A 17,166-nucleotide genomic window follows, 5' to 3' on the forward strand; every position below is an offset into this window, starting at 1 on the left:
AAAGATTAACAGTATAACATACTTGTAGGAGGATTTTTTATGTCAGCTTCTATCGCTATTAATGGATTTGGCCGTATTGGTCGTATGGTATTTCGCCAGGCAATTCTTCAAGATGATTTAAACGTGGTGGCAATTAATGCAAGTTATCCTGCTGAAACGTTAGCACATTTGATTAAGTATGACACAAATCATGGAACGTTTTCTGGTGACATTGTCATAGAAGAAAGCGCTTTAATTGTAAATGGTAAGCGAGTTCAACTTGTAAGTGACCGTGACCCATTGAAGTTACCATGGAAAGAAATGAACATTGATATCGTTATCGAGGCAACTGGAAAATTTAATGACCGCGAAAAAGCGGCATTGCATTTACAAGCTGGAGCTAAGAAAGTAATTTTGACTGCTCCTGGTAAAAATGAAGACATAACAATCGTTATGGGTGTAAATGATAATCAATTGAATATTGAAAAACATGACATCATTTCAAATGCCAGCTGTACAACAAACTGTCTAGCGCCAGTTGCGAAAGTACTAAATGACACGTTTGGTATCGAAAACGGTCTTATGACGACTATCCATGCGTATACAAATGATCAAAAGAACTTAGATAATCCACATAAAGATTTACGTCGTGCCCGTGCATGTGCTCAGTCCATCATCCCGACATCTACAGGAGCAGCGAAAGCATTGGCATTGGTTTTACCTGAATTGAAAGGAAAACTTCATGGTTTGTCTCTTCGCGTACCAACTCCAAATGTGTCATTAGTGGATCTTGTTGTAGATTTACAAACTGATGTGACGGCAGAAGAAGTAAATGCAGCCTTTATTGAAGCTTCAAAAGGTTCAATGAAAGGGGTACTTGGATTAACTGTAGAACCACTTGTGTCGATTGACTTCAATTCAAACCCACATTCAGCGATCATTGACGGTTTAACGACAATGGTAATGGGAACACGTAAGGTAAAAGTTCTCGCTTGGTATGATAATGAATGGGGCTACTCAGCACGTGTAGTAGATTTGACGAAAAAAGTAGGCGCAGCACTGAAAGACACAGTAATTGCCTAATAAAATATTCCTCCCTACATGCTTTCAAAAGTAGGGAGGAATTATTTTTTTCTCGAACACTTGCATTGTGTGAGATTACAACATATAATGTGAATCGTGTACTTTTATTGTACCAACTGACTGCTTAAAGGGTTAGGACCTCTCTGGACTAACTTTCCCCCGTGGTAGTCGACTTTGATGATTCAACAAACTATAAAAAACTTATCAAAGGGGGAAACGAACCATGGAAACAATGGGGCGTCATGTTATCGCAGAACTATGGGAGTGCGAATTTGACAAATTGAACGATGAAACATACATCGAGCGTACGTTTGTAGAGGCAGCACTTAAATCAGGAGCAGAAGTACGTGAAGTAGCATTCCACAAATTTGCACCACAAGGTGTAAGTGGAGTCGTGATCATTTCTGAATCACACTTAACTATTCACAGCTTCCCAGAACACGGTTACGCAAGTATTGATGTATATACATGCGGCGATTTAGATCCAACAATTGCTGCTAAATATATTGCTGATGCACTTGGATCTCAGACTCGTGAAATGACAGAAATTCCACGTGGAATGGGTCCTGTTATTGCGGGTAAAGCGCGCGTAACAGCACATGCATAACAACTAAACTGAGTAGGCAGAGGGAGAAATTCCTCTGCTTTTTCGATTTTAATGGACTTTTTTTGATATAATAGGAACACTAAACGAATGACGAAATTCAGGAGATAAAACTATGAGATGTCCAGCTTGCCAATTTAATGGAACGCGGGTCGTGGATTCACGACCGGTAGACGATAATAAAGCGATCCGCAGAAGAAGAGAATGTGAAGATTGTGGTTTTCGTTTTACTACTTTCGAAAAAGTAGAAGAAATGCCGTTGATCGTAGTGAAAAAAGGTGGGTCACGCGAAGAATTCAGCCACGAAAAAGTATTGAGAGGCCTGATTCGCGCATGTGAAAAACGCCCTGTAACGCTAGAATCTCTTGAAAATGTCGTATTCTCAATTGAGAAAGATTTACGTCGAATCGGCAATTCCGAAGTGAAGTCAGAGGATGTTGGCGAAATGGTCATGGATCGTCTGGCAACCATCGATGAAGTAGCATACGTGCGCTTTGCGTCCGTATATCGACAATTTAAAGACATTAATGTGTTTATAGATGAATTAAAAGACTTGTTGAAGAAAAGTCCAGAAGACAAAAAATAAGGGACAGGAGGACGATGTTGCGTGCAACTATTATTTAAAGAACTTCAGCCGGTAGATAGCTTCATCATCCAAATGCCCAATATACTGACGGACAAGGATCGCCAGCTTGTGACGATGTTGTATAAACCTATCATTGGTTCAGATGCGATGAGTTTGTATTGTACATTATGGGCAGAATCAGAGTGCGAAACAACTGAACAATTGACACACTATTATTTAATGGATGTGTTGAATATGTCGTTAAAGAAAATATTTGATGCCCGTGTGTCACTCGAAGCCATTGGACTGATGAAAACGTGGAAAAAAGATGCTGACGATAAACGTCTGTTCATTTATGAGGTAGTAGCACCCCTGGATGCAGCTTCGTTCTTCAGTGAACCGATTTTGGCCACATCTTTATATAGCGTCATACACGAAAAAGCGTATATACGTATAAGAGAGCGCTTCGTTAAAAAGCAACCAAACTTAAACGGGTATGAGAATGTATCGCGTGACCTGCAGGACGTTTTTAAAAGCAACCATGATTACAATAAACTGGGGCATATATTTGAACCAGGGCAAATAGAGCAAACTTCCGAACGGCCGAAGAAGATTCCATTCTATTCGATGGATTTTGATTTTGATTTATTGAAATCAGGGTTATCTGAAGTCATGATTCCTTCCAGTGTATTAACTTTATCTGTAAAGGAACTGATTGCAAAAGTAGCTTTTCTATACTCGTTAAATGCAATCGATATGCAAAAAGTGTTGATGATGGCTATTGATGATCAAAATCGCATTACGGAAGAACGTTTGAAAAAAACAGCAGCTGATTATTACAAGCTCTCTATTTCTTCTAAACCTCCAAGGTTGATGCCTAAGGCTGGTGTGCAGCGTGAAGTGGTTTCTCAGGAAGTGAAACTTTCCAAAGATCAATCACTTATTAAATATCTCGAAGAAACGCCACCACTGGAAGTGTTAAGAGATTTATCGAACGGTAAGGAGCCTTTGCCTGTAGAAGTTGATTTAGCCAATGAACTTATATTTAAATATGGTTTTCCACCCGCAGTCGTCAATGTCTTATTACAATTCGTTCTAATCCGAGCGAAAATGAAACTGAACAAAAATTATGTGCACAAAATTGCAGCGCACTGGCAACGTGAAAACATTTCGACATGCGAACAGGCAATTGAAATTTCACGAAAAGAACATGACCAGTATATGGATTGGCAAAATTCATCAAAGACAACTTCATATAAGCGAAAAAATGTGCGCGATGAAAAAGTGCCGGAATGGTTCTATAAAGCGAAAGAAAATCGTTCAACGAAAAAAACGGTTGAAAATGAAGTGACAGAAGATTGGGAAGCAAAAAAACAGCAATTGCTTGAAAAACTCGGTGTAACAGAGGGGCAGGCGAAAACGAATGGAACCAATTAGTGAAACGTTAAAACGCGTCGTGAATGCACCTGAATTTTCGAAGCGTTATGAAAAAATGAAAAATGAAATTCTTGAAGATCGTGGAGTTCAAGCGTTTTTATCGGAGAATGCAGAGCTTGTCAACAAAGATATGGTTGATCGTGGACTCGGGAAACTATATGAATATACTTCTCAAAATCATGACTGTGAAACCTGTGAAAATGTGGCCAGCTGCCAGAATGTCATGAAAGGCTACGTGCCGAAATTGACAATAGTCCGCGGATCTATAGACCTTGATTATGCAAGATGCAGACAAAAAACGATTGAAGATGAACGTCGTCAAGTGTCTGCAATGATTTCGAGCATGCATATGCCAAAGGATGTGTTGCAGGCAACACTTGCGACCGTTACATACGATCATAATACCCGTGTGAATCTTGGTACGGCAGCAAATGCATTTATGGAAGAAGTCAAAACGACAGGGAATTTACCTTCAAAAGGCTTTTATATCTTTGGCGAATTTGGCGTTGGTAAATCCTATGTATTAGGCGCCATGGCAAATGAACTTGCTGAACAGAAAATAAAAACAGTTCTTGTATACGTGCCGGAATTTTTACGTGAAATGAAACACGCCATACAGGATCAGTCGCTACAGGAAAAAGTGGACTATGTAAAGAAAGCACCTGTACTTATGCTCGACGATTTAGGAGCTGAAACATTATCCAGCTGGACGAGAGACGAAATCCTTGGGACTGTGTTGCATTATCGTATGGCAGAGAACTTACCAACTTTCATTACATCGAACTTTGACTATGACGCACTCGAAGAGCATTTAGCGTACTCTGGAAAAGGCGAACGGGAACTAGTGAAAGCAGCGCGAATCATGGAACGTATACGTTCGATAACAATTCCGATGCGACTGAGCGGGAAAAATAGACGAGATGGATAAAGAAAAGTGTGACTACCTGGACTGTTTCAGTCTGGTAGTTTTTTTATGGGGAAATGTAAATGACAGAAGACTTGCATCTTAAACCAGACATAAAATCCAACTGAAAATGAGAAATAATATTTTTTTTATTTTCTGCTCTATTAAATGGTGTGGTTGTTTTTACGCTTGCTGGTTCGTGCGCGGAAAGGGCAAAGTTTCCTTTTTGTAAAATCAACCTTGATAGTTAATAAATCCCTTATTTTTAGAATAATAGAAATATTAAACGCTATGTAGAGGGTGATTGACATTCTCAATTACATGTCTATAATTGAGAGTGAGAATCGTTTTCAATGGTTCACTACATATACAAAGGGAGAGACATTCAGTGAAAAAAGCATTATTTATTGTTTTAGCTTTTGCTCTAGTCGTATTATCTGCATGTGGCAACGATACTACTTCTAAGGATACAAAGAACAAAGCAACAAAAGAAACAAACGAAACAAACGAAAGCAAAGAAGTAAACCTATACACAGCTCGTCACTATGATGTAGACGACCAACTCTACAAAAAATTCGAAGAAGAAACTGGCATCAAAGTAAATGTAATCAAAGGTGAAGCTGACGAATTACTTGAGCGTATTAAACGCGAAGGTGATGCAACTGAGGCAGATTTATTCTTGACTGCCGATGCTGGACGTTTATACCGTGCAAAAGAGGATGGGTTACTGCAAGCGGTATCAAGTGATGTTCTGGATGAACAAGTTCCAGCCAACTTCCAAGATAAAGATCAAATGTGGTACGGTTTAACGAAACGTGCTCGTGTCATTGTCTACAACAAAGAAACAGTGAAACCTGAAGAATTATCAACATATGAAGCGTTGACTGAAGACCAATGGAAAGGTCGCGTCTTGATTCGTGGCTCTGAAAATGTGTATAATCAATCTTTGTTAGCTTCTTTCATTGAAATCAATGGTGAAGAGAAAGCAAAAGAGTGGGCTGCAGGATTAGTATCGAACTTTGCACGTGATCCTGAAGGTGGAGACCGTGATCAAGCGAAAGCAATTGCTGCAGGTGTTGGCGATGTAGCAATCATGAACACTTACTACTTTGGTCAAATGCTGAACTCTGAAGATCCAGAAGAAGTTAAAGTTGCAGAAGGCTTAGGCTTGTTCTTCCCTAACCAAGAAACGACAGGTACTCATGTTAACGTAAGTGGTGCCGGAGTTGTAAAAAATGCGAAGAACAAAGACAATGCGATCAAATTACTTGAGTTCCTATCATCTCCTGAATCTCAAGGAACATTTGCCGAAGCAAATTATGAATACCCAGTAAATGAATCAGTTGAACCAACTGAATTACTTAAATCATGGGGCGAATTCAAAGAACAAGATATTCCATTATCTGCTCTTGGTGACAACAATGCAAAATCAATTTTAATCTTCAACGAAGTTGGTTGGAAATAAACAAATCAAATGCCCTTGTTACGTTCAAACGTAACAAGGGATTTCTTGCGATTGGATAAGAGGTGTTGGTGACGTGCAAAGAAGATTGGCTAGTGTGAATATGTGGACGGTAGCAGCGGCAATCATTATGATTCTCCTGTTTTTACCGAATTTAACGATTGTAATGGGCGTTTTTTCTCCAGCCAATGAAAACTGGGCACATATGAAAGAATTTGTTCTAGGCTCTTTCATTAAAACCTCACTGATTTTAATTAGCACTACCGCTATACTAACGATATTCATAGGGTTGAGTCTGGCATGGTTGATTGCGCAATATCAATTCCCTTTGAGAAAATTTCTAAAATGGGCTCTTATTTTGCCTCTATCCATCCCACCTTTTATTGGTGCATATACATACCACGGGATTGTCAATTACACAGGAGTAATACAAAAGACTCTAAGAGATCGATTCGATATGGAGCTGAATCCTTCATTTTTTGACATCATGAATCTGCCCGGAGCAATTTTTATTTATACGATGTTTTTATATCCTTATGTTTATACAATTACCCGAATATTCTTATCCCAGCAATCTGCTTCATTGATTGAAAGTGCAAGAGTGCTCGGAAAAGGTCCTTGGCGTACGTTTTTCCAAGTCGTCATTCCGATTTCAAGGGTTTCCATTATTGGTGGAGCAAGTTTAGTTGTGCTGGAAGTGTTAAATGATTATGGTGTGGTGAAATACTTTGGCATCCAGACATTTACGACGGCAATATTTCAAACTTGGTTTGGTTTAGGTGATATTGAATCATCAATTAAACTTGCCGCATCCCTTATGGGGTTTGTCATCTTGATTCTATTGATTGAAAAAATATTGCGTGGAAGAAGGCAATACAGTTATTCCACCACAAAAGTACGGCCATTGCCACTTATTCAGTTGAGAGGCATGAAAGCGTTTCTTGCAACTGGTTACGGGTTGTTGATATTAAGTCTAGGATTCTTCATTCCAATAGCCCAGCTGATTGATTGGATGCTCCTGACATTTGGGACAATCCCGATGGATGAATTTCTGACTTACGTTAAGAACTCAGTAACAGTAGCAGGCATCAGTGCATTTGTGATAATTGTTTTCGCTTTGATTGTCGGAAACTTCAGTCGTTTGGTACATAGCAAAGTAGCGAAACTGTTTCCTAAGTTAACAATTCTCGGTTACTCTATACCAGGAGCGGTGATTTCCGTAGCAGTTGTTACTGCATTTATTGCACTCGATCGTTTTCTTGCACCTTTGTATCAAATGCTCGGTGTTGGGACAACACTTGTTCTAAGTGTAAGTTTAACGATGTTGATTTCCGCCTATATCATCCGATTCTTTGCAATTGGTTATAATTCCATTGAATCTGGATACGATAAAATTGGAACAGACTTTAGGGACGCTTCAAGACTTCTAGGTGTCGGGCCGACAAAAACGTTTTTCAAAGTAGATGTACCGATGCTGAAAGGCGCAATTATCAGCGGATATATTTTAGTTTTCATTGATATATTAAAAGAAATACCTTTAACGTTAATATTACGTCCATTCAATTTTGATACGCTTTCAACAAAAGCATTCCAATATGCAAGTGATGAAAAAATTATGGAAGCTTCACAAGCTTCGTTATTAATTGTCGGTATTAGTGCCCTTGCCATTGTTATTTTCTATAAGTTTCTCGAAAAGGAGCCTGATTGACATGTTTATTTCCATTCAAAATGTTTGTTTCAAATATCCAAATACAAATCGCTCTGCACTAGACCAGTTTTCAATGAATATTGAAAAAGGGGAAGTCATCTCAATATTAGGTCGAAGCGGCAGTGGAAAAAGCACGATACTGCGTCTCCTAGCTGGACTTGAAAAGCCAACTCAAGGTACATTGACGATTCAGGATGAAGTGATTTTCGATAACAAAACATTTCTGCAACCTGAGAAGCGAGGCATAGGAATGGTGTTTCAGGATTATGCGCTGTTTCCCCATATGACGGTTGGAGAGAATATCATATTCGGTTTATTTAAAATGAAAAAAGCTGAAAAGAAAAAACGCCTCGCGGAAGTTCTTGAATTAGTTGAACTTCAGGATTATGAGAAACGTTATCCGCATCAACTTAGTGGAGGTCAACAACAACGTGTGGCGATTGCAAGGGCTATTGCGCCAAACCCACACTTGATTTTATTGGATGAGCCTTTCAGTAATTTAGATGCAGAACTGCAAGTGAAAATTCGTAAAGACTTACGTGAAATTATTAAAAAAGCAAATATTACGTCCATCTTCGTCACACATGACGAAAATGATGCCCATGCATTAGCGGATCGTATCGTTAAGCTGAAAGATGGTTGCATTGATTTAATCGGTCGCCCTTGTGATTTGCTTGGGATTCATCCCCATCCAACGCCACAATTCGTACCGGAACAAGAAGCCCGAGAATTAATGAGTGTATAATTTTAAATTTTCAGTTGCATTTGATTTCATGCAAGAGTAAAATGTCAACATAAGAATAAAGAAATGCCAAGAAGAGGACAATACTTGTCTGTACGACTTTTTAGAGAGAGAAGCCCTGGCTGAAAGCTTCTTAAGTACGACACTCAATTTACCACCTCGGAGCAGCAACAGTGAAATCTTAGTAACTGTTGACGGTAACGGCCCGTTAGCCGGCTCAAAGCTTCATCTTTTTAGTCCTGGACTGAAGAGAAGGAAGAAGGGTGGAACCACGAACTCAAACCTCGTCCCTTTCATAGGACGGGGTTTTTTTGTGTTCAATTTTAATAATAAAAACGAAGGAGTGGGGTAAATGTCAGAAACAATTCAACTGAAATTTCCAGACGGCGCGATAAAGGAGTTCCCAAAAGGCACGACAACCGAAGATGTTGCAGCATCAATCAGTCCCGGCCTTCGTAAAAAAGCGTTGGCTGGTCAACTGGATAACCAACTTGTAGACTTGAAAGCGCCACTTGAGCAAGATGGTGCAATTGCCATTGTTACTGCAGGCTCAGATGAAGCGCTGGAAGTGTTGCGTCATAGTACAGCTCACTTATTGGCTCAAGCAGTAAAGCGTCTTTTCAAAGATGTGAAATTAGGCGTAGGCCCAGTAATTGAAAATGGATTCTATTACGATATCGATTCACCACAACCAATTACTGCAGAAGATTTGACGGCTATTGAAAAAGAAATGAAGAAAATCATCAATGAAAATCTTGAAATTGTACGTCACAACGTGTCTCGTGCAGAAGCATTTGACAAGTTTAAAGAGGATGAATATAAAATTGAGTTGTTGGAAGCAATTGCTGAAGATGATCAAGTATCCATTTACGAACAAGGTGAATTTTTCGACTTATGCCGTGGGGTACACGTTCCGTCTACTGGTAAGTTAAAAGAATTTAAATTACTAAGTATTGCAGGTGCATATTGGAGAGGTAACAGCGACAATAAAATGTTGCAACGCATCTACGGAACAGCTTTCTTCACAAAAGAAGAATTGGCTGCACATCTGAAAATGCTTGAAGAAGCGAGAGAGCGTGACCACCGTAAAATCGGGAAAGAACTTAATTTATTCATGAACTCACAAAAAGTAGGTCAAGGACTGCCGATGTGGTTACCTAAAGGTGCAACAATCCGCCGCATCATCGAACGCTATATTGTCGATAAAGAAGTGAAGCTTGGTTACGATCATGTCTACACGCCAGTAATGGGCAGTGTGGAACTGTACAAAACAAGCGGACACTGGGATCATTATCAAGACGATATGTTCCCGGTAATGAGTATGGACAATGAAGATCTAGTATTGCGTCCGATGAACTGCCCTCATCATATGATGATTTTCAAAAATGGCATTCATTCATACCGTAACCTGCCTATGCGCATTGCTGAGCTTGGTACAATGCATCGTTATGAAATGTCAGGTGCTTTGAGTGGTCTTCAGCGTGTACGAGGAATGACATTGAATGATGCGCATATCTTCGTCCGCCCAGATCAAATCAAAGATGAGTTCAAGCGTGTCGTTCAATTGATTATTGGTGTTTACAAAGATTTTGATATTAATGATTACTCATACCGTTTGTCTTACCGTGATCCAGAAGATAAAGAAAAGTACTATGATGACGATGATATGTGGAACAAAGCACAAAGCATGCTGAAAGAAGCAATGGATGAGTTAAACTTGGACTACTACGAAGCTGATGGCGAAGCGGCGTTCTATGGCCCTAAATTGGATGTAATGGTCAAAACTGCAATAGGTAAAGAGGAAACGTTATCCACTGTTCAACTTGACTTCTTATTGCCTGAGAAATTTGATCTATCCTATATCGGTGAAGACGGCAAACAACATCGCCCGGTTGTCATCCACCGTGGAGTAGTATCAACTATGGAACGTTTCGTTGCTTTCCTTATCGAGGAGTATAAAGGTGCATTCCCGACTTGGCTGGCACCGGTTCAAGTTCAAGTCATCCCGGTTTCTAATGAGGTCCACTTCGATTATGCAAAAGGCGTTATCGAAAAACTCCAGGCAGCAGGCTTGCGAGTTGAGATGGACGAACGCGATGAAAAACTTGGCTACAAGATTCGTGAAGCACAGATGCAGAAGATTCCATACATGCTAGTCCTAGGTGACAAGGAGCTGGAAAGCGGCTTCGTGAATGTGCGCAAGTACGGTGAGCAGAATTCGGAAAGCATTCCATTTGACGAGTTCCTTTCACGCATTCAACAAGAAATTAACTAAAGCTGTTGACAACGATTTTTGTCTATGGTATTGTTATTAAGGTTAATGAATACAAAGTTTGTGGTATAAGAAGAGGCTGCCCGCTTCTCACCTGATTGACACTAGATGTAGTTGACAGGTCGGCACACGATTGAACGTAACGTACAGCGTTGTACTTGCATATATCGGCGGGCGGACATCTACTTATGTAAATGTCCGCTCGTTTTTTTATTGGTCCGGAACGGCGTAACCGATTTATTGAGCATTTCGATAAACGATATGCCCAAACCATGTATTCGCGACACTACCTGGAGGTGGATTACTATTAGCAAAGACATGTATGTAAACGATGGCATTCGCGCTCGTGAACTTCGTATTATCGATCAAAATGGTGATCAATTAGGAGTTAAAACGCGTTTTGAAGCGTTAGAAATTGCCGCTCGTGTTAATTTGGATCTTGTCCTTGTGGCCCCTCAAGCCAAGCCACCAGTCGCTCGTATCATGGACTATGGTAAATTCAAATTTGAGCAGCAAAAGAAAGATCGTGAGACTCGTAAAAATCAAAAGATTATCGTATTGAAAGAGGTTCGTTTGAGCCCAACAATCGATGAACATGATTTCCAAACGAAATTACGAAATGCAATCAAGTTCCTTGAAAAAGGAGACAAAGTCAAAGCTTCTATCCGTTTTAAAGGCCGTGCAATTACGCACAAAGAGATTGGTCAACGCGTGTTAGATCGTTTTGCAGAAGCTTGTGCTGAAGTATCGACGGTTGAACAAAAACCGAAGATGGAAGGCCGTAGCATGTTCTTGGTTCTTCAACCGAAGAACGAGAAAAAGTAAGATTGACGAACAGTTTAGGAGGAATTCGACATGCCAAAAATGAAAACTCACCGCGGCGCGGCTAAGCGTTTTAAAAAGACTGGTTCTGGAAAAATAAGACGTGCATCTGCATACCGCAGTCACTTATTCGCAAATAAGTCTACTAAAGCTAAACGTAAGTTACGTAAAGGTGGACTAGTTTCTTCTGGTGACTACAAACGCATCAAATCACTTATCGCTTACATGAAGTAAGTTAATACTCGAAACTTAAACATTCGAAATAAAAGCAGGAGGTAATGTATTATGCCACGCGTAAAAGGCGGAACAGTGACGCGCCAGCGTCGTAAAAAAGTTATAAAATTAGCAAAAGGTTATTATGGTGCTAAAAAATTACTATATAAAGTAGCAAACCAAGCAGTTATGAAATCAGGTAACTATGCTTACCGTGACCGTCGTAACAAAAAACGTGACTTCCGTAAATTATGGATCACACGTATCAATGCAGCAGCTCGCATGAATGGTCTTTCTTACAGCCGTTTAATGCACGGTTTGAAATTAGCTGGTATTGAAGTTAACCGTAAAATGTTAGCTGACCTAGCTGTTACAGACGCAGCAGCATTCACACAATTAGCAGAAGCTGCTAAAAAATCAATGAACAAGTAATTTTACTTATTCAAAAGGCTGATGGATTTTCCATCAGTCTTTTTTTATACTAATTCATACATAGTAATTTTGAGGTTCTGAAGATAATGGGAATAGATTGTGAAAAATTTATCGTTCAAACTGAGAGATTTATCGCTCAAACTAAGGTATTTGTCGATCAAAATATGAATTTATCGCTCAAACTGAAGCGTTTATCGTTCAAAGTGTCCTCAGAGGCAACTACTTGTTGAGACTAATCACGTCAATCTATTAGGGGGAATTTTAGTATGCATCTCATACTTATCGGGTTTTTCATTGTCATGTCCATCGTTTCGTTTTTTACTATGGGTCATGATAAAACAGCAGCAAAAGCGCATAAACGCAGAGTGCCAGAACGCACTCTATGGAACCTTGCGATACTTGGCGGTGGCGTAGGAGCGTACCTAGGAATGATTCTCTATCGCCATAAGACAAAACATATGTCCTTCCGAATTGGCTTTACATTACTGGCGATTCTACAGGTAGCTTTAATCATCTGGGCTGCTCCATTGTTGAAAGAGTGGTCATGAAAAAAAGCAGATATTGGATGATTCGCGAATAGAGTCCTCAGTCCACGCATAGATTCGTTGTGAACGCGAATAGAGCAGTGAAAAGCGCGAATAGGAACTTTACAAGCGAGAATAGGACCTCATATTACGCGAATACCTTCAAAAATCTCATAATCCAATAACTAAATCAAAAAACCCGACACTAATTTTTCGTGTCGGGTTTCTTCTTATTGGTTTTTCATCAATTTTTCGATTGGATTTTTCCAGCTGATATCCGCTTCTGGGTAGTTCATCAAGATTTCTTTTTCCAGGAATAAAAAATCGTCCCGTGTAAAGCCTTGCAGTTTCATTGTATCTTTGACCCAGACAAATATGGACACAACTTCGAATGCATCACCAGTAGTGCCAAGATATTTTTCGCCCTCAAACAGTGCCCCTTTAAATGAAATGAAGAAATTTTTCCTCACATTTTTCACATCATCGTAAAAATAGTAAGCACCCTTTTCGTAAGCGTCATCAAGTTTTCGCTTGGGATCCATTAAGTAAATAATTCCACGGTAAAACAAATAGACAACAAGTGCGAGTATAAGAAATCGGATCAATACGATGATCATAATGGAACCTCCCTTTGGGCAGACGTGTTACTATGGTATACGGATGAACAAATACTTTGGTTTCAAGATTGTTCAAATTTTTTTCTGGAGGTATTTGATATGGAATTACAGCAGTTATTTACGATGCAAAAAGCTCTCGACAGATATATTCAATCGGAGAAGAATATATCTCATGATGTATTTCTTGAAAAAGGGTTAGCGTTATTAGTTGAACTCGCTGAATTGGCGAATGAAACACGTTGCTTCAAATTTTGGAGTGCAAAAGGGCCATCAGATAAGGAAACGATTTTGGAAGAATACGTAGATTCCATTCATTTCTTACTGTCTCTCGGCATTGAAAAACAATTGGACGATTTAGATAGTTGGCCAGTTGAGGAAAAAGCAGGTTCTCTGACTCATTTATTTCTAAATACCCATGCATCTATTCAACAATTTCTCCATGAACCAACCAGACCGCTATATGAAGATGTGTGGAAATGGTATGGAGCCGTTGGATCATCACTAGGTTTTACACATCTTCAAATCGTAAAAGCATATATTGACAAGAATGAAAAAAATTACGAACGTCAACGCTCTGGTTATTAAAGAATATTTTGAAAACTGAATACGTTTCCATTATAATAATATAGTTAGAGCATATTTAGGAGGACGAAATAATGACGAAACTTGATGAAACACTTACAATGCTGAAAGATTTAACAGACGCAAAGGCCATACCTGGGAATGAACGTGAAGCACGAGATGTTATGAGAAGATACATCGAGCCATTTGCTGACCGAATGGATTCAGATAATCTGGGTAGCTTAATTGCAGAAAAAGTAGGCGACGCGGAAGGCCCGAAAATCATGGTTGCCGGTCACTTGGATGAAGTCGGATTCATGATCACTCAAATTGATGATAAAGGTTTCTTAAAGTTCCAAACCGTTGGTGGCTGGTGGTCACAAGTTATGCTTGCTCAACGTGTAACAATTGTGACGCGTAAAGGTGAATCTATTACTGGTGTCATTGGATCGAAACCACCACATATCTTATCACCTGAAGCACGCAATAAACCGGTTGATATCAAAGACATGTTTATTGATATCGGTGCCTCTTCGAAAGAAGAAGCTATGGAGTGGGGCGTATTGCCAGGAGATATGGTAACACCATATTTCGAATTCTCTGTTATGAACAATGAAAAAATGCTTCTGGCAAAAGCGTGGGATAACCGTATTGGTTGTGCAATCGCAATTGATGTCCTTAAGGCATTAAAAGATGAGAAACATCCAAACATTGTATATGGTGTGGGAGCTGCCCAAGAAGAAGTTGGATTACGTGGAGCACGCACAGCAGCCGCGAAAATCAAGCCGGATATTGGTTTTGCAGTTGACGTCGGTATTGCTGGTGATACGCCAGGGATTACAGCAAAAGAATCTACAAGCAAAATGGGAGCAGGTCCACAATTGGTATTGTTTGATGCTTCAATGGTTTCTCACAAAGGACTTCGCGATCTAGTGGTAGATACTGCCGAAGAAAATAATATTCCTTATCAGTTTGAATCTATTCCTGGAGGCGGAACAGATGCCGGAGCGATTCATTTGACAGCGAACGGTGTTCCTTCATTGGCCATTGGGATCGCAACTCGCTATATTCATTCTCATGCAGGTATTTTACACCGTGATGATTATGAAAATGCAGTCAAACTGATTGTGGCGGTAATCAAAAAACTAGATCGTGACACAGTGAACAAAATTATCTTCGACTAATAAGGAAATCAGAAAGCATCGCTGAGGCGATGCTTTTTTGATATTCCTGGTATTTTATGCATGATAGATTGTTGTCATATCAATCATTAATTGAAAGGTGAAGGCGTAGTCCAAGTGGCTACGCTTTTATTTATGTCCCATATATTTTGGAGTGAGAAATTATTGAAAAAATATATTTTGTTTTCCAATCTACCTAGAGCATTTTTCTATCACTTAATATGTTATAGATGTAAGGGAAAATGGATTGAGTGGAAACGCGTAACGGAGTCTACTAACAATCCAAACGGAAGGAGGTGAAATTAATAATGGGATATAGCAAAAAGACATGGGTAAAAATAGAGGGCTGTGACTGTTTCAAATGTCGTGAAGCAGAAAGCAAAGAAAAATGTGAAAAAAACCACGATTGGGATAAAAAAAATGAATGTAAATGTGCTAAGTGTGGTGATGTTAACATCCATGTAGTATGCAAAGAAGAAGATCACGATAAAAAGGATCACGATGAGAAAAAGAAAGACGACTGTGAAAAATGCACAGGTAAAACAGACAAAGTAGAGTTCCAATCAGACAAATCATTTTTAGACGATGAAATTTTCGAAGAACCGATTCAAGTACTTCAGGTTTCTTTCAACAAAATATGTGAAGGTGACAAGGTTTGGTTGAGTGGAATTGTTGGTTTTGATAATGACACAGATGTTTGTGGTAATGATGTTGCTGTGATTAAATTAACAATTGTAAGAACAACTGCGTCAGGAAGTGAGCGTACGATTTACAGACAAACTTTTGAAATCGATCAACCTGGACATGATGATCTTACTCAAGTGCCATTTGCACATGTGGAATTCGAATCAAATGAAAACAAAAATGTAACTTATACAGTCTTCGTACAACGCCTGAATGAAAACAGAGATGTATTTTTATTCGGACAAAACACATTGGCTGCTCTAAGAATTAACTAGTTCACGAAATGGATGTAAATTTGAAGTGTCTTATGAAAATAAGACACTTTATTTTATTATTAAATAATAAATTTAAATTATAATTATAACGAAGTATGAATATTTATGAAATTACTAGAACTATTTGAATACTATAAATAGAGTGGAGTGTAGTCCAAGTGACTACGTTTTTTTATGTCCAAAAAATATGATATGAGAAACGATAGAAAAAACTATTATTTTTCCAATCTGCCTAGAGCAATTTTCTCTCTTTTAATATGTTATAGATGTAAGGCAAATACGGATTGATAGAAACCGAAACATGGACTCTAGTATCGATCCAAAAGGAAGGAGGTGCAATCAAATATGAGATATAACAAAAAGACGTGGGAAAAAATAGAGGGCTGTGACTGTTTCAAATGTCGTGAAGCAGAGACGAAAGTAGAATGGTGTGACCATAAACACGACTGGGATAAGAAGGAATGTCCTAAGTGTGGTGACGTTAACATTAAAGTAGTATGCGAGAAAGACGATCACGATAAGAAAGACGATCACGATAAGAAAGACGATCACAAAAAGAAAGACAATCACGATAAGAAAAAACACGACTGTGAAAAATGCACGGGTAAAACAGACAAAGTAGAATTCCAATCAGATACATCAGTTTTAGACGATGAAATTTTCGAAGAACCGATTCAAGTACTTCAGGTTTCATTCAAAAAAATCTGTGAAGATGACAAAGTATGGTTTAGCGGAATTGTTGGTTTTGACAATGACACAGATGTTTATGGTAATGATGTTGCTGTAATTAAGTTAACAATTGTAAGAACATCTGAGTCAGGTAGCGAACGTACGATTTACAGACAAATTTTCGAAATTGATCAACCTGGACATGATGATCGTACTCAAGTGCCATTTGCACATGTGGAATTCGAATCAAATGAAAACAAAAATGTAACTTATACAGTTTTCGTACAACGCCTGAATAATAACAGAGATGTATTTTTATTCGGACAAAACACATTGGCTGCTCTAAGAATTAACTAGTTCGCAGTATCGGTGTAAAGAAAGTTAAAGTGTCTTATGAAAATAAGGCACTTTTTTTGAATTAATTAATAAATA

The 17,166-nt window shown here is 38.9% G+C and carries 18 protein-coding genes and 2 other annotated features; of the genes, 17 read left to right on the forward strand and 1 reads right to left on the reverse strand.

All coding sequences use genetic code 11. The features are described from left to right. Positions 1-39 precede the first annotated feature (39 nt). The 13 genes from HMPREF1210_RS00885 (at position 40) to HMPREF1210_RS00945 (ending at position 12,771) form a co-directional block, all read left to right on the forward strand. Positions 40-1,062 carry a glyceraldehyde-3-phosphate dehydrogenase gene (locus HMPREF1210_RS00885; RefSeq protein WP_016426699.1) on the forward strand — a complete coding sequence of 341 codons (1,023 nt, stop codon included), beginning with the start codon at positions 40-42 and terminating at the stop codon, positions 1,060-1,062. A gap of 223 nt (positions 1,063-1,285) precedes the next feature. After that, positions 1,286-1,669: an adenosylmethionine decarboxylase gene (gene speD, locus HMPREF1210_RS00890; RefSeq protein WP_016426700.1), complete on the forward strand. Its 384-nt coding sequence runs from the start codon at positions 1,286-1,288 to the stop codon at positions 1,667-1,669. Between the two features lie 112 nt (positions 1,670-1,781). Then, a complete protein-coding gene (gene nrdR / locus HMPREF1210_RS00895; RefSeq protein WP_016426701.1) occupies positions 1,782-2,252 on the forward strand; it encodes a transcriptional regulator NrdR in 471 nt (156 codons plus the stop codon). Between the two features lie 21 nt (positions 2,253-2,273). Beyond that, the gene (locus tag HMPREF1210_RS00900; RefSeq protein WP_016426702.1) at positions 2,274-3,668 is read left to right on the forward strand and encodes a replication initiation and membrane attachment family protein; all 1,395 of its coding nucleotides are present in this window, start codon (positions 2,274-2,276) and stop codon (positions 3,666-3,668) included. Further along, positions 3,655-4,596, forward strand: a complete 942-nt coding sequence (gene dnaI / locus HMPREF1210_RS00905) for a primosomal protein DnaI (protein ID WP_016426703.1) — start codon at positions 3,655-3,657, stop codon at positions 4,594-4,596. The genes HMPREF1210_RS00900 and dnaI overlap by 14 nt, the downstream gene beginning before the upstream one ends. 364 nt (positions 4,597-4,960) lie before the next feature. Next, entirely contained in the window at positions 4,961-6,037 is a 1,077-nt protein-coding gene (locus HMPREF1210_RS00910) for a Fe(3+) ABC transporter substrate-binding protein (RefSeq protein WP_016426704.1), read from the forward strand. Between the two features lie 73 nt (positions 6,038-6,110). After that, a complete protein-coding gene (locus tag HMPREF1210_RS00915; protein ID WP_016426705.1) occupies positions 6,111-7,742 on the forward strand; it encodes an iron ABC transporter permease in 1,632 nt (543 codons plus the stop codon). Between the two features lies 1 nt (position 7,743). Beyond that, positions 7,744-8,487, forward strand: coding sequence for an ABC transporter ATP-binding protein (locus HMPREF1210_RS00920; protein ID WP_016426706.1), 744 nt, complete (start codon positions 7,744-7,746; stop codon positions 8,485-8,487). Positions 8,488-8,546: 59 nt separating this feature from the next. After that, positions 8,547-8,779: a binding site (T-box leader), on the forward strand. Between the two features lie 57 nt (positions 8,780-8,836). Beyond that, entirely contained in the window at positions 8,837-10,759 is a 1,923-nt protein-coding gene (thrS, locus tag HMPREF1210_RS00925) for a threonine--tRNA ligase (RefSeq protein ID WP_016426707.1), read from the forward strand. Between the two features lie 61 nt (positions 10,760-10,820). Further along, positions 10,821-10,972: a sequence feature (ribosomal protein L20 leader region), on the forward strand. Positions 10,973-11,074: 102 nt separating this feature from the next. Beyond that, positions 11,075-11,581, forward strand: coding sequence for a translation initiation factor IF-3 (infC, locus tag HMPREF1210_RS00930; RefSeq protein WP_016426708.1), 507 nt, complete (start codon positions 11,075-11,077; stop codon positions 11,579-11,581). Positions 11,582-11,611: 30 nt separating this feature from the next. Next, complete coding sequence (gene rpmI / locus HMPREF1210_RS00935) at positions 11,612-11,812, forward strand: 50S ribosomal protein L35 (protein WP_016426709.1); 201 nt, start codon at positions 11,612-11,614, stop codon at positions 11,810-11,812. Positions 11,813-11,863: 51 nt separating this feature from the next. Next, positions 11,864-12,223 carry a 50S ribosomal protein L20 gene (gene rplT, locus HMPREF1210_RS00940; protein WP_016426710.1) on the forward strand — a complete coding sequence of 120 codons (360 nt, stop codon included), beginning with the start codon at positions 11,864-11,866 and terminating at the stop codon, positions 12,221-12,223. Between the two features lie 266 nt (positions 12,224-12,489). Further along, positions 12,490-12,771 (forward strand): DUF1294 domain-containing protein, encoded by a 282-nt coding sequence (locus HMPREF1210_RS00945; RefSeq protein ID WP_016426712.1) that lies wholly within the window; start codon positions 12,490-12,492, stop codon positions 12,769-12,771. Positions 12,772-12,977: 206 nt separating this feature from the next. Here the strand turns inward: HMPREF1210_RS00945 and HMPREF1210_RS00950 are convergent, their stop codons facing one another. Beyond that, positions 12,978-13,364: a hypothetical protein gene (locus HMPREF1210_RS00950; RefSeq protein ID WP_016426713.1), complete on the reverse strand. Its 387-nt coding sequence runs from the start codon at positions 13,362-13,364 to the stop codon at positions 12,978-12,980. Between the two features lie 99 nt (positions 13,365-13,463). Between HMPREF1210_RS00950 and HMPREF1210_RS00955 the strand changes: the two genes are divergently transcribed. The 4 genes from HMPREF1210_RS00955 to HMPREF1210_RS17225 all read left to right on the forward strand — a co-directional run bounded on the left by HMPREF1210_RS00955 (position 13,464) and on the right by HMPREF1210_RS17225 (position 17,091). Then, a complete protein-coding gene (locus tag HMPREF1210_RS00955) occupies positions 13,464-13,949 on the forward strand; it encodes a dUTP diphosphatase (RefSeq protein WP_016426714.1) in 486 nt (161 codons plus the stop codon). A gap of 71 nt (positions 13,950-14,020) precedes the next feature. Continuing rightward, on the forward strand, positions 14,021-15,109 hold the full coding sequence (locus HMPREF1210_RS00960) for a M42 family metallopeptidase (protein ID WP_016426715.1): 1,089 nt from the start codon (positions 14,021-14,023) through the stop codon (positions 15,107-15,109). A gap of 305 nt (positions 15,110-15,414) precedes the next feature. Next, positions 15,415-16,065, forward strand: a complete 651-nt coding sequence (locus HMPREF1210_RS17220; protein ID WP_016426716.1) for a hypothetical protein — start codon at positions 15,415-15,417, stop codon at positions 16,063-16,065. 345 nt (positions 16,066-16,410) lie between these two features. After that, entirely contained in the window at positions 16,411-17,091 is a 681-nt protein-coding gene (locus HMPREF1210_RS17225; RefSeq protein WP_016426717.1) for a hypothetical protein, read from the forward strand. Positions 17,092-17,166 lie beyond the last annotated feature (75 nt).

It is taken from the genome of Paenisporosarcina sp. HGH0030, assembly GCF_000411295.1.
Lineage (GTDB): Bacteria > Bacillota > Bacilli > Bacillales_A > Planococcaceae > Paenisporosarcina.